Origin of the sequence: Ferruginibacter lapsinanis (genome assembly GCF_020783315.1) — a bacterium.
In the GTDB taxonomy this organism is placed as follows: Bacteria; Bacteroidota; Bacteroidia; order Chitinophagales; family Chitinophagaceae; genus Ferruginibacter; species Ferruginibacter lapsinanis.
The window spans coordinates 201,293-213,775 of the sequence record NZ_CP086063.1 but is presented as its reverse complement, the minus strand read 5'-3'; the positions used below and the strand labels follow the sequence as shown (position 1 = coordinate 213,775).

14 protein-coding genes are annotated in these 12,483 nt (G+C 37.4%); 11 read left to right on the top strand and 3 right to left on the bottom strand.

What is annotated here, in order from left to right:
- Window positions 1-13: 13 nt before the first annotated feature.
- From rlmN to LK994_RS00870, 3 genes are read right to left on the bottom strand one after another with little or no spacing between them, the layout of a single operon-like run.
- Window positions 14-1,063, bottom strand: a complete 1,050-nt coding sequence (gene rlmN, locus LK994_RS00880) for a 23S rRNA (adenine(2503)-C(2))-methyltransferase RlmN (protein WP_229760992.1) — start codon at window positions 1,061-1,063, stop codon at window positions 14-16.
- Window positions 1,064-1,098: 35 nt separating this feature from the next.
- Window positions 1,099-2,469: a histidine--tRNA ligase gene (gene hisS, locus LK994_RS00875; protein ID WP_229760991.1), complete on the bottom strand. Its 1,371-nt coding sequence runs from the start codon at window positions 2,467-2,469 to the stop codon at window positions 1,099-1,101.
- A 20-nt stretch (window positions 2,470-2,489) separates the two neighbouring features.
- Window positions 2,490-2,954 carry a low molecular weight protein-tyrosine-phosphatase gene (locus LK994_RS00870; protein ID WP_229760990.1) on the bottom strand — a complete coding sequence of 155 codons (465 nt, stop codon included), beginning with the start codon at window positions 2,952-2,954 and terminating at the stop codon, window positions 2,490-2,492.
- 121 nt (window positions 2,955-3,075) lie between these two features.
- Between LK994_RS00870 and LK994_RS00865 the strand changes: the two genes are divergently transcribed.
- From LK994_RS00865 to nuoF, 11 genes are all read left to right on the top strand, one after another.
- Window positions 3,076-3,888, top strand: coding sequence for an energy transducer TonB (locus LK994_RS00865; protein WP_229760989.1), 813 nt, complete (start codon window positions 3,076-3,078; stop codon window positions 3,886-3,888).
- 47 nt (window positions 3,889-3,935) lie between these two features.
- On the top strand, window positions 3,936-4,196 hold the full coding sequence (locus LK994_RS00860) for a hypothetical protein (protein ID WP_229760988.1): 261 nt from the start codon (window positions 3,936-3,938) through the stop codon (window positions 4,194-4,196).
- Window positions 4,196-5,149 carry a PstS family phosphate ABC transporter substrate-binding protein gene (locus LK994_RS00855; RefSeq protein WP_229760987.1) on the top strand — a complete coding sequence of 318 codons (954 nt, stop codon included), beginning with the start codon at window positions 4,196-4,198 and terminating at the stop codon, window positions 5,147-5,149. The genes LK994_RS00860 and LK994_RS00855 overlap by 1 nt, the downstream gene beginning before the upstream one ends.
- Window positions 5,150-5,211: 62 nt before the next feature.
- Window positions 5,212-6,894 carry a tetratricopeptide repeat protein gene (locus tag LK994_RS00850; RefSeq protein WP_229760986.1) on the top strand — a complete coding sequence of 561 codons (1,683 nt, stop codon included), beginning with the start codon at window positions 5,212-5,214 and terminating at the stop codon, window positions 6,892-6,894.
- A 114-nt stretch (window positions 6,895-7,008) separates the two neighbouring features.
- On the top strand, window positions 7,009-7,404 hold the full coding sequence (locus tag LK994_RS00845) for an NADH-quinone oxidoreductase subunit A (RefSeq protein WP_229760985.1): 396 nt from the start codon (window positions 7,009-7,011) through the stop codon (window positions 7,402-7,404).
- Between the two features lie 128 nt (window positions 7,405-7,532).
- A complete protein-coding gene (locus tag LK994_RS00840) occupies window positions 7,533-8,096 on the top strand; it encodes an NADH-quinone oxidoreductase subunit B (RefSeq protein ID WP_229760984.1) in 564 nt (187 codons plus the stop codon).
- Window positions 8,097-8,160: 64 nt separating this feature from the next.
- Window positions 8,161-8,664 carry an NADH-quinone oxidoreductase subunit C gene (locus LK994_RS00835; protein WP_229760983.1) on the top strand — a complete coding sequence of 168 codons (504 nt, stop codon included), beginning with the start codon at window positions 8,161-8,163 and terminating at the stop codon, window positions 8,662-8,664.
- A 183-nt stretch (window positions 8,665-8,847) separates the two neighbouring features.
- The gene (locus tag LK994_RS00830; protein WP_229760982.1) at window positions 8,848-10,077 is read left to right on the top strand and encodes an NADH-quinone oxidoreductase subunit D; all 1,230 of its coding nucleotides are present in this window, start codon (window positions 8,848-8,850) and stop codon (window positions 10,075-10,077) included.
- Between the two features lie 89 nt (window positions 10,078-10,166).
- On the top strand, window positions 10,167-10,658 hold the full coding sequence (locus tag LK994_RS00825; RefSeq protein WP_229760981.1) for an NADH-quinone oxidoreductase subunit NuoE family protein: 492 nt from the start codon (window positions 10,167-10,169) through the stop codon (window positions 10,656-10,658).
- 5 nt (window positions 10,659-10,663) lie between these two features.
- Window positions 10,664-11,104, top strand: a complete 441-nt coding sequence (locus LK994_RS00820; protein WP_229760980.1) for a nuclear transport factor 2 family protein — start codon at window positions 10,664-10,666, stop codon at window positions 11,102-11,104.
- Between the two features lie 20 nt (window positions 11,105-11,124).
- Window positions 11,125-12,480, top strand: coding sequence for an NADH-quinone oxidoreductase subunit NuoF (nuoF, locus tag LK994_RS00815; protein WP_229760979.1), 1,356 nt, complete (start codon window positions 11,125-11,127; stop codon window positions 12,478-12,480).
- Window positions 12,481-12,483: the final 3 nt, after the last annotated feature.

The window sequence follows — 12,483 nt, the reverse complement described above, 5'->3', positions numbered from 1 at the left end:
AGAAAAATTTTTGTTATTTACCCTTGTTGGCTAATTGTCCGCAGGCGGCATCGATGTCCTTGCCACGACTACGTCTTACTCTTACATTGACTCTGTTCTTAGCCAGATGATCGGTAAAGCTTTGTGTAGTGTCTTCATCTGGTTTTACAAACTTTTCGCCTTCGATAGAATTGTATTCTATCACATTAACCAAATGTGTAGGCACTTTTCTATAGATCTTGATCAGGTCATCTGCATCTTCAATAGTGTCGTTAACACCCTTTAAAAGAATATATTCCAGTGTGATATCGTTCTTTGTTTTTTCGTAGAAATAATTCAAAGCATCTACCAATTCAGCAATATTGTTTGTTTCATTGATAGGCATTATTTCATTTCGTTTCTTGTCGTTGGCTGCATGAAGTGATAAGGCTAAATTGAATTTCACGCCATCATCTCCCAGTTGCTTGATCATCTTTGCCACACCCGCTGTAGAAACGGTAATACGTTTAGGGCTCATTCCAAATCCATCAGGAGCAGTTATTTTTTCAATGGCTCTTAGTACATTTTTATAGTTGAGCAAAGGCTCCCCCATACCCATAAAAACAATGTTTGATAATTTTTTATCAAAAGTTTTTTCCGACTGCTGATTGATCAATGTTACCTGGCTGTAGATCTCATCAAAATCAAGGTTTCTTTTTCGTTCCATTTTTCCGGTAGCACAAAACTTACAGGATAGACTGCAACCGATCTGTGAAGAGATACAAGCTGTATTTCTTTTTTCAGTTGGAATTAAAACACCTTCGATCATATGACCATCTACGGTTATGAACCTTGATTTAATAGTGCCATCGCTACTGAATTGAGTTGCATTTACTTTTAATGGAGTAAGGGTGAATTTTTCAGCTAATGTTAGTCTTAGTTCTTTAGAAAGGTTGGTCATTTCATCAAAACTCTGCACATTCACTTTCCACAACCAATCATATACCTGAATGGCTCTGAATTTCTTATCTCCCATTTTTTCAAAATATTCTTTCAGTTCGGGAAGTGAGAAGTGACGAATGTTGGGCTTAACTGCTGTTTTCATGTTATTGCAAAGATACGAACGTTACCGCTTGTTATTTATTTAGTACTCAAATAGTCAAATAGGTTATCCAATATTACCAGCTCCTGAACACCAGTAGCCAGTTGTTTAACCTGGCAGTAATTTTGTTCAATTTCTTTACTTCCGATAATGACAGCGTATTCAATATTTTTCTTTTCCGCATAGCTGAATTGCTTACTGATCTTTGCAGATTCATAAAAAAGTTCACATGCAATGCCTTTACTACGAAGTTGTTGCATGATGCCGAACGAAAAATTGGCCTCCTGTTCGCCCATGTTAAAAAATATAGCTTTTACAGATTTTCCTATGTTTTCAGGGAAAAGATTCAGCTCTTCCATCACATCATAAATTCTGTCAACACCAAAACTGATACCCACACCCGGCATACTTTCTTTTACACCAAAAAGGCTGGTAAGGTCATCATATCTTCCTCCACCACCGATACTGCCTATCGATACCTCTGCCGGAGCTTTGGCTTCAAAAATGATTCCAGTATAGTAGTTGAGACCTCTGGCCAAAGAGAAATCTACTGTAATATTCGCATCCGTTGCTTTTTTTACTACGTTGGTTATTTCTTCCAGCCCTCTGTTAGCTTCGGCACTGTCGCCAAATAATGCAATTGCTTGTGCTATTTTTTCATCATTGCTTCCGGATATGTTCAGGTATTTTTCAACAGTGTCGATCTGCTCCTGAGTAAGCCCTCTCTCAGACAATTCTATCTTTACTTTATCAATACCAATCTTATCGATCTTGTCAATAGCAACTGTGATATCAGTCATTTTATCGGCCCCGCCACAAAGTTTTGCTAAAGCAGATAGGATTTTTCTGCTATTGATCTTAAGTTCGTAGTTTTTAATACCAAGTTGTACAAATGCCTCGTGATAAATATTTGCCAATTCTACTTCTATCAAAAGAGAATGACTACCTACAATATCCGCATCACATTGTGTAAACTCTCTGTAGCGACCTTTCTGCGGTCTGTCTGCACGCCACACAGGTTGTATCTGATAGCGTTTATACGGAAATGTTAGTTTCCCTATATTCATAGCCACATATCTGGCAAAAGGGATAGTAAGGTCATATTTCAAAGCCCTTTCAGTCAATTCATTGGAACTTTTTCCTTCTAATAATTTTTCAAATCCAATTTTAGCTTTGTCGATATTCTTAGGATCACTTAATCCGTTGTTTAAAATTTTAAAGATCAATCTGTCTCCCTCCTCGCCATATTTTCCCATCAATGTATCCAGGTTTTCCATTGCCGGCGTTTCTAATGGTTCAAAAGCATATTTTTCAAATACATTTTTTATTGCAGAAAATATATAGTTGCGTTTACGCAATACTGTTGCATCAAAATCTCTCGTTCCTTGCGGAATGCTTGGCTTACTCATTATCTAATTTGTATTGTAGGTTAAATTGTTTTTTTGTATTTGGCGATGATAGCATCACACGCTTTGTCAATCAGGTCAAATGCTTTGTGGTATTCAGCTTCAGGCCTGCTCCACGGATCGGGTACATCTACGTTTTGGTTTGGATAAATTTCATCCAGTAAGAGAACAGCTCTGTCAGCATCGAACTTTTCTCTTGCAATATATCTAATGTCACCCAGCACATCATCTGCCATCGCATATATTTTATCAAAATTATCAAAATCTTCTTTTACGAAGGATCTGGATATTTGTTTGCTGATATCTATTCCGTTTTGCATAGCTACCTTTTGCGATAACTGATGCGGATGTTCACCGATATGATAACCATTTGTTCCGGCGCTGTCAATAATCCAGTTCAATCCTGCCTTAGCAGCTTTGTCTTTCAGAATTCCTTCTGCAAGAGGACTGCGACATATATTTCCCAGACAAACCATCAGAATTTTCATGTGGCAAAGATAAGATACGGATAGTAAGCTGCAAGTGGCTTTATGGAATTTATGTAATGCAGCATCTTAATACAAACGGCGCCGGTTTTGAAAATTATTGATTAACTCAAAACCAACTAAAATGAATAGCGATCAAATTATGAAAAGCGATATCCTGGATATCCTTTTCGAAAAGCGTAATAAATTATACGGTGCGTATATACTTCGCAAATTTTATACGAGCCGTTTAACCGTGTCATTAGGTATTATGCTGATGCTGGCAACCGTTCTATGCGCCTTTACCTTTTTACCCGGAGAAAAATTTATGCAGACATCGGGTGTATTTGCAATAGAAGACATCCGAACAGGAAAGATTGACGTTAGAAAACCAGTGGTACAGGAATTTAAGCAAAAGATAAAAACGACGGCGGCTCCTGCATCGAGTATTCCCTCAAGTAAGTTTACCAATAACATAGTGATCACAAAAAACGATGTTGGAGATAAGTTACCTGACAATTTAGATCAATCATTGATTAGTAGCGTTACAACACCAGGAGTCTCTGGAGGTAAAATCTCTTCTGTGGATTCAGGGAAAGGGGCTTATAAACCCATTGAAAGTACAAAACCTATGGATGTAACAACGGCATTGGATGAGGCGGAAATTATGCCTTCTTTTCCCGGTGGTACGGAAGGACTTAGAAGATTTTTGGAAAAAAACCTTACAAATCCTGCTTCCATGGAGGCGGGAGAGGAGATTAGTGTTAAGGTGAGATTCGTAGTTGGGTTTGATGGAAAATTAAAAAGCTTTGTGATCGTCCAAAATGGAGGAGAAGAATTTAATAATGAAGTAATTAGGGTGTTGAAAAAAATGCCGCAATGGATACCCGGGAAATCAAACGGGCAAAATGTATCTGTTTACACAACTATTCCGGTAAAATTTGTTGGTGCCGACTAAATAAACGATAATATTTGAGTAATTTGCCAACCCAATAAATAAGTGATATGGCTTTAGAAGAATTTGAAAATAAAGAACTCAGCGAAAGAGATAAAGGGATCATTCAGATGCGTACCATTACCAATTATGGTATGGGAGCGTTTATGATCATTGCCGGCTTCTTTTTTATGTTTCCGATCAAAGGATATACCGCTTCATTTGTAAATCAATACGACCCGGTGCTTATTAAGATATTTGCCGCAGTTTGTTGGTTGTATGGTGCCTTCAGAATTTACAGAGGGTATAAGAAAAATTATTTCAGAAATTAATGAAACATAAAAAATATTCTTCGGTATTGCAGAAGCTTTTATGTTTTCTGTTAGTGTTATTGCTGAACGCTTGTAATAATGAAGGGAAAAATAAACCTGCAGATGATACACCTACATCAGGAACTATACATATCAGTGTAGATGAGAGTTTTAAGCCAATCATTGATGAGCAGATAAAAGTGTATGAAGCCTCTTATCCCGGAACAAGAATTATTGCTCATTATAAGCCTGAGGCTGAATGTTTCAGGGATCTTTATTCAGATACAGCCAATAGGATGATCATAGTTACCAGAGGGTTAAATACCAAAGAGGATAGATTTTATAATGACTCACTTAGTTATTCTCCTGTAAGTGATAAGATAGCCTCTGATGCTATTTCTATTGTGGTAAACAAAAATAGTAACGATACGTTATTTACTATTGAGGGGTTAAAGAAGCTATTGGCAGGTGAGATGGGGAAAAATAGATCTGTAGTTTTTGATGGGTTGAATGCAACCAGTACGGTACGTTTTGCTATCGATAGTATTTTGAAAGGTCAGAAGTTTGATACAGCGGTAGTAAAAGCAGTAAAAAATAGCCAGGAGGTACTTGATTATATTGCCAATAGTCAAGATGCGATCGGGTTGGTAGGGATCAGTTGGATTGGGAATCCTGAAGATACAGCACAGGTGAATATGTTAAAGAAGGTGAAAATTGGTTATGTGCAATGTAGTATATGCAAGGATTCTCCATATATAAAGCCCACGCAATATAGCATTCAGACCAGAAGATACCCTTTGGTACGTGGTTTGTATTATATACTGAAAGAAAATTACAGTGGGCTAGGGTCGGGATTTGCGTCGTTTATGAAATATGAAAGAGGGCAGTTGATTTTTAGAAGAGCATATCTGGCACCTGTAATGGATTTCGACATCAGAAATGTTAAGGTTAACGAAAAATTAAAAAAAGAATAAGACTTTTTTAAAACAATACAGTCAATATTAAATATCATTGCAAAGCTTAAAAAGTACGAAAGATGAATACAATTAAAACAGGATTTTTGATTTTAACGGCGTTTTTATTTACAACTACAGTAAAGGCGCAAAACCTGGAAGACGGAAAAAAATTATTCTTTTACGAAAAATATAAAAGTGCAAAGGATTTTTTCAGTCAAATGACCAATAATGTTGATGCAACTTATTGGCTGGGCCAAACATTACTTGCTACTGAGGATATTACAGGTGCAAAAACCTTGTATCAGCAAACACTTTCGGCAAACCCCAACAGTCCTTTGTTAATAGCAGGTATGGGGCATATTGAATTGCTGGAAGGTAAAACACAGGATGCTCGTCAACGTTTCGAAACAGCTATCAGTCTTTCGCAGGGCAAAAATGCGGCTGTGTTGAATGCTATCGGTTTTGCCAATGTGGACGTAAAAAATGGAGATGCGGATTATGCCATAGATAAATTGAAACAAGCAACTGCATTAAAAGGAATGAAAGACCCTGATGTTTATATTAACTTAGGGGACGCCTATAAAAAGAATGTTGATGGAGGGTTAGCGCAAACAGCGTATGAATCTGCACTTGCGTTGAATAAGAATTATGCAAGGGCATCTTATAAAATTGGCAAGATCTATCAAACACAAGGAGCTTCTCAGGAAGATATTTTTATGAAGTACTACAATGAGGCTATCGCAAAAGACCCTTCATTTGCTCCGGTTTACTACAACCTATACGATTACTACTACAAGATCAATGTTTTAAAATCCGGTGAATATTTAGAAAAATACCTTACAGCTAAAGGAGATGATGAACCTAATGCATGTTACTATAGAGTATCTATGAAATATGCCCAAGGTCAATTCGCAGATGCTATCAGCGGAGCAGATGCTTGTATTGCTGCATCAGCAAGCCCTTATCCTAATCTGTATGGATTGAAAGCATATGCATATAGTCGTTTACAAGATTCTGCGAAAGCAAAAGCATCATTTGATGAATATTTTATCCATCAAAAAGCTGACAAGATAGGAGCTGGTGATTATGCGGCTTATGCGGCTGTTTTACTTAAGTTTCCTGGAAATGATAGTTTAGCAGGTACTTATACCGACAAAGCAGTTAGTTTGGATAGCACAGAGGCTGGCAAAGTTGCCTTACTAAAGGGAGCGGCTGAATATTATGAGTCCAGAAAGAAATTTGATGTAGCTGCTATTTGGTACAATAAGATACTATCTGTAAAGAAGAATTTGACAAAAACAGACATTTACAATGCTGGGTATAACAGTTTCCGTTCAGGAAATTATCAATCTGCCATCAGTGCTTTTAATACCTATTCTCAGAAATTCCCTGAAGATGCTTTTGGTTATTACATGAACGGGAAAGCTAATTGGGCAATAGATTCAACTATGGCTCTGGGAGCCGCCAATCCTTTCTTTGAGAAAGCGATAGCGGTCGGAATGGCTGATTCAGTAAAGTACAAGAACCAGATAATAGGCAGTTGCAGATATTTTGTGGCCTATTATGCAAATATTAAAAAAGATAAGGCCAGTGCTATCGCTTATTGCGACAAGATCTTATCAATTGAGCCAACCGATGCAGAGGCCTTGGCAAACAAAACAGCTATTGCAAACATGAACATGAGTGCACCTGCTACAAAACCGGCAACGAAACCTGCAGCACCTAAGACAACAGGAGCGAAAACACCGCCAAAAAAAAAGTAAACACTAAAACAAAATAATTTCAATCCCCGTCTTTTAAGAAGTACGGGGATTTTCTTTTAAATTCTAAGTTGTTTTTTGACCTACCTGCCTTATTTTTGCGTATCAATTACATATATGGATTTTTTCTTGCTCCAATCATCTCAGGCGAATAGTGCAGCAAATTATTTGCCCATCGGTATACAGTTAATTTTTGCAATAGGATTTATTGCAACAATGATGGGGCTTACGCATTATTTTGGCCCTAAAAGAAAGACATCTGATAAGCTTCAAAATTTTGAAAGCGGAATAGAAATAAAGGGTAATGCCCGACAACCTATGGCTATTAAATATTTTTTGGTAGCCATTTTGTTTGTGTTGTTTGATGTGGAGGTTATTTTCTTCTATCCTTATGCTGTAAATTTCAGAGAATTGGGCTGGCACGGTTTTACGGCTGTATTATTGTTTGTAGGACTGTTTGTGTCAGGACTGATCTACATCTTTAAAAAAGGGGCTTTGGATTGGGAGGATTAAGGAATTGAGCCGATTTATGAATGTGCTTATTTGTAGATCGTGGAAATGCTAATTATAAAAGTGTTAACCAATTAATAATAATGTTCACCAATTAGCACATTGGCGCATTGGTAAATTTTAAAATTATTATGTCACGTCCGGTACAATATAATACTAAACTTAAAATGGTTGAAGCTCCTGAGGGCTTCATGGGTGATGGGTTTATGGCAACTTCATTAGAAAAAGTTGTTGGCCTTGCCCGTAAAAATTCTATCTGGCCTCTGCCATTTGCTACTTCCTGCTGTGGTATCGAATTTATGGCTACCGCCGCCAGTCATTACGATATTGCCCGATTTGGTGCAGAGCGTATGAGCTTTTCCCCCCGTCAGTGTGACCTGTTGATGGTAATGGGAACTATTTCTAAAAAAATGGGGCCCGTTTTACGTCAGGTATATCTGCAAATGTCAGAGCCACGTTGGGTACTGTCTGTAGGTGCATGCGCCTGCAGTGGAGGTATTTTTGATACATATTCTGTTTTACAGGGTATAGATCAGGTAATTCCGGTGGATGTTTATGTGCCAGGCTGTCCCCCAAGACCGGAAGCTATTTTAGATGGTTTTTTAAAGATCCAGGACCTGATCGGTAATGAAAGTTTAAGAAGAAGAAACGGTGAAAAGTATAAGGATATGTTGGCAGAGTATGGAATACAGTAACAATGAATAACTTAAAATTAAAAATCTTCGTCAAGTGAAGTTTTTACTTTTTACTTTTTAATTTATGGGATTGACTAACGAGATAATTAAATCAAAACTAACCGAAAAATTCGGTGATCAGTTAACAGATTGGGAAGAGCCGTACGGTATGCTTACGTTTACTGCTGCAAAGGATCTTAACCTGAAAGTATTACAGTTTTTATATGATGATCCCGAATTAAGATTTCAATTTTTGACCGACCTGCAGGCAGTACATTATCCTGATAGAAAAGGAGAGGAATTGGCTGTGGTATATCATTTGCATAATTTGGTAGATAATGTGAGGGTCAGGTTGAAAGTGTTTGTTAGCATTGAAAAACCTGATGTGTTTAGTGCAACAGCATTATTTCAGTCGGCTAATTTTATGGAAAGAGAAACCTATGACTTTTTTGGTGTAAACTTTTTAGGTCATCCGAACTTAATCAGAATATTGAATGTTGATGAGATGGATTATTTTCCAATGAGAAAAGAATTCCCGTTAGAAGATCAGACAAGAATTGATAAGGATGATGATATGTTTGGAAGATAATGAGGCGATCTGAAAATTTGGTGATGAGTAGGAGAAAGAAGTTCAATGAAGGGATGAGGTACAAGAGAGTGACACAACGATCCCCAATTAGTGGGGGATGAAAAACAAATGTTGGCAAAATAACAACAGCAAAACATAATCAATTTTCCGCCACGGCGGAGATAGGTAAAAAATAAAAAATTAATGTCAGATATCGGAAATCATATTTTATTACCTGAAGGCTCGATAGAGAAACAAACTAATACATTAAACCTTGGACCAACGCACCCTGCTACGCATGGCGTTTTTCAAAATATTTTGGAATTAGATGGAGAACGTATCCTTAAAGCTACGTCTACTGTTGGTTACATACACAGAGCCTTTGAGAAATTGGCCGAACGCCGACCATTATATCAGATCACTCCCATCACAGACAGGTTAAATTATTGTTCATCTCCACTAAACAATATGGGATGGCACCTTACCTGCGAAAAATTATTAGGCGTTAAAACTCCCAAAAGAGTTGATTACTTACGTATCATCATTATGGAGTTGGCTCGTATCAGCGATCATTTAATTTGTAATTCAATTGTTGGTGTAGATACCGGAGCGTTCTCCGGCTTTTTGTACTTGATGCAATACAGAGAATTGATCTACGAAATTTATGAAGAAGTATGCGGAAGCCGCTTAACAACAAATATTGGTCGTATCGGTGGATTTGAAAGAAATTTCACCAACACCGCTTTTGAAAAATTGGAAAAATTCCTGAAAGAATATCCGGCAACTTTGAAAGAGTTTGAAAAACTATTCAATCGTAACCGTATTTTCATGGAACGTACTATTGGCTGCGGCCCTATAAGTGCAGAAAGAGCGTTGAACTATGGTTTTACTGGTCCTAACTTACGTGCAGCCGGTGTAGACTATGATGTACGTGTTCATACGCCTTACAGCAGTTATGAAGATTTTGATTTTACTGTGCCTGTTGGTACAACCGGAGATTGTTATGATAGGTTCCTGGTGCGTAATGAAGAAATGTGGCAAAGTTTAAGCATCATCAATCAGGCGTATAAAAAAGTGAAGGAATTCAAAGGAGCTGAAGCTGAAGTGTATCATGCAGATTCTCCTGCATATTATTTACCGGAGAAAAAGGATGTGTATACAAAAATGGAGGCACTCATATATCACTTTAAAATTGTGATGGGTGAAACGGATATTCCTGCAGGAGAAGTATACAGTAGTGTTGAAGGAGCAAATGGTGAATTAGGTTTTTATCTGATCAGCGATGGTGGTAGAACACCGTACAGACTTCATTTCCGCAGACCTTGCTTCATATATTATCAGGCATACCCTGAGTTGATAAAAGATGGAATGTTGAGTGATGCAATTATAACAATGAGTAGTCTGAATTTGATTGCAGGAGAACTTGATGCGTAAAATAAAAAGTAAAAGCTCAAAAGAAAGCAGTGCTTTAAACTTTTGAATTTCTTTTTTGAATTTTAATTTTTGACTTTTGATTTTAAAACATGATTCAGTTTAGTAATAAAAGTTTAGAAAAAGTAGCAGAGATAATTAAACGTTATCCTGAAGGCAAACAGAAGAGTGCATTGTTGCCTGTGTTACATATGGCCCAGGATGAGTTTGGCGGATGGTTAGATACACCTGTAATGGATTATGTAGCCTCTTTATTGAGTATAGAACCAATTGAAGTGTATGAGGTGGCAAGTTTTTATAGCATGTATAATTTGAAACCTGTTGGCAAGTATTTATTTGAAGTGTGTCAGACAGGACCTTGTATGTTGAACGGAAGCGATAATATTATTGACTATATCAAACAAAAACTAAATATTGGTGTTGGTGAAACAACGGCTGATGGTATGTTTACGTTGAAGACAGTTGAGTGTTTAGGAGCTTGCGGGTATGCGCCTATGATGCAGTTGGGTAAACATTACAGAGAACATCTAACCAAAGAAAAGGTTGATGCGATCATTGAAGAATGCAGAAGTAAAGCAAATTAAAAATTATGTGTAAGAAAATATTTTTCACGTTTCTTTTCTCGGCAATAATGGTTGTAGCTTTTGCGCAATCATCAGTAGAAGCAAAAGTTTGGAAAAATGTAGAAGCTTTAAATAAAGCAATTTTTGTAGATAAAGATAGTGTTGCATTAGAGAGTCTTGTTAACAGTGATGTTACTTATGGTCACTCTGGCGGTAATGTGGAAGATAAAAAGTTAATGATCAAAAAAGCATTAGCTAATATTTCAACTTACAAAGATGTAAAAACAGAAAGAATCAGTATTAAAATTGTTGGTAATACAGCTGTAGCAAGGCATATTATATCAGCAACAGAAAATAGAGAAGGGAAAGAATCTTTGTTGAAATTAAATGTGTTGCAGGTTTGGCAAAAATTATATGGTAAATGGAAATTGATTGCCAGACAAAGTGCAAAAGTTCCAACAACATAAATAAATAATTATCAGGATCAATGGGTAGAAAATTATTGTTAGATAAAGCAAATGTTCCGGGTATCCGCAGCTTCGAAGTATATCGTCGTGAGGGTGGTTATCGTAGTGTTGAGAAGGCGTTGAAAATGTCTGAGGCAGATATAGTTGAAGAAGTGAAGAAAAGTGGCTTGCGTGGTAGAGGAGGTGCAGGTTTCCCTACAGGAATGAAATGGAGTTTCATTGCAAAACCTGAAGGTGTACCTCGTCATTTAGTGGTGAATGCAGATGAAAGTGAACCGGGAACTTTTAAGGATAGGTATCTGATGGAATTCATTCCTCATATCCTGATTGAAGGAATGATCGTTTCTTCGTTTGCGCTTGGCAGTAATGTTAGTTATATTTATATCCGTGGAGAATATGCATGGATCGTAGATATTTTAGAAGAAGCCATTGCAGAGGCAAAACAACATGGATTCTTGGGTAATAATATTTTAGGGTCAGGGTTTAATTGTGAAATTTACGTACAACGTGGAGCCGGTGCTTATATCTGTGGTGAAGAAACTGCACTGATAGAAAGTTTGGAAGGTAAAAGAGGTAATCCAAGAATTAAACCTCCGTTTCCTGCGGTAAAAGGTGTTTGGGAAAGACCAACAGTGGTAAATAATGTAGAAACTATTGCGGCAGTTGTACCGATCATCAATGAAGGAGGAGAAGAATATGCGAAGATTGGCGTGGGTAAGTCAACAGGGACAAAATTGATCTCTGCCTGTGGTAATATCAATAAACCGGGTATTTACGAAATAGATATGACCATCTCTGTAGAGGAATTTATTTACAGTGATGAATATTGTGGAGGAATACCTAATGGTAAAAAATTAAAAGCTTGTATTCCGGGAGGATCATCAGTACCTATTTTACCAGCTAATTTGTTGTTGACTACAGCGAAAGGCGAGAAAAGAATGATGAACTACGAAAGTTTGGCTGATGGTGGTTTTGCGACTGGTACAATGATGGGTAGTGGCGGATTTATTGTAATGGATGAAGATCAATGTATCGTTCGTCATACATTAAGTTTGGCAAGATTCTATCATCATGAAAGTTGCGGACAGTGTAGCCCTTGCCGTGAGGGTACAGGCTGGATGGAAAAGATATTGAAGAAGATCGAATACGGAAAAGGAGAAATAAAAGACATTGATCTGTTGTGGGATATTCAACGGAAAATAGAAGGTAATACAATCTGTCCTTTAGGAGATGCGGCGGCCTGGCCGGTTGCAGCTGCTATCAGGCATTTCAGGGATGAGTTTGAATGGCATGTGTTGAATCCGGAAGAATCACAAAAAAGGAATTATGGATTGGCGCATTATGCAGATCCGATTCATGTTCCGAGTGCAGTATAATAA

Bases quoted from the DNA above. Each gene is read 5' to 3' on its own strand.
- LK994_RS00850 (WP_229760986.1), top strand. From the start codon at position 5,212: ATGAATACAATTAAAACAGGATTTTTGATTTTAACGGCGTTTTTATTT.
- LK994_RS00830 (WP_229760982.1), top strand. From the start codon at position 8,848: ATGTCAGATATCGGAAATCATATTTTATTACCTGAAGGCTCGATAGAG.
- rlmN (WP_229760992.1), bottom strand. From the start codon at position 1,063: ATGAAAACAGCAGTTAAGCCCAACATTCGTCACTTCTCACTTCCCGAA.
- LK994_RS00845 (WP_229760985.1), top strand. From the start codon at position 7,009: ATGGATTTTTTCTTGCTCCAATCATCTCAGGCGAATAGTGCAGCAAAT.
- LK994_RS00820 (WP_229760980.1), top strand. From the start codon at position 10,664: ATGTGTAAGAAAATATTTTTCACGTTTCTTTTCTCGGCAATAATGGTT.
- LK994_RS00855 (WP_229760987.1), top strand. From the start codon at position 4,196: ATGAAACATAAAAAATATTCTTCGGTATTGCAGAAGCTTTTATGTTTT.
- LK994_RS00865 (WP_229760989.1), top strand. From the start codon at position 3,076: ATGAATAGCGATCAAATTATGAAAAGCGATATCCTGGATATCCTTTTC.
- LK994_RS00870 (WP_229760990.1), bottom strand. From the start codon at position 2,954: ATGAAAATTCTGATGGTTTGTCTGGGAAATATATGTCGCAGTCCTCTT.
- LK994_RS00835 (WP_229760983.1), top strand. From the start codon at position 8,161: ATGGGATTGACTAACGAGATAATTAAATCAAAACTAACCGAAAAATTC.
- nuoF (WP_229760979.1), top strand. From the start codon at position 11,125: ATGGGTAGAAAATTATTGTTAGATAAAGCAAATGTTCCGGGTATCCGC.
- LK994_RS00860 (WP_229760988.1), top strand. From the start codon at position 3,936: ATGGCTTTAGAAGAATTTGAAAATAAAGAACTCAGCGAAAGAGATAAA.
- LK994_RS00840 (WP_229760984.1), top strand. From the start codon at position 7,533: ATGTCACGTCCGGTACAATATAATACTAAACTTAAAATGGTTGAAGCT.
- hisS (WP_229760991.1), bottom strand. From the start codon at position 2,469: ATGAGTAAGCCAAGCATTCCGCAAGGAACGAGAGATTTTGATGCAACA.
- LK994_RS00825 (WP_229760981.1), top strand. From the start codon at position 10,167: ATGATTCAGTTTAGTAATAAAAGTTTAGAAAAAGTAGCAGAGATAATT.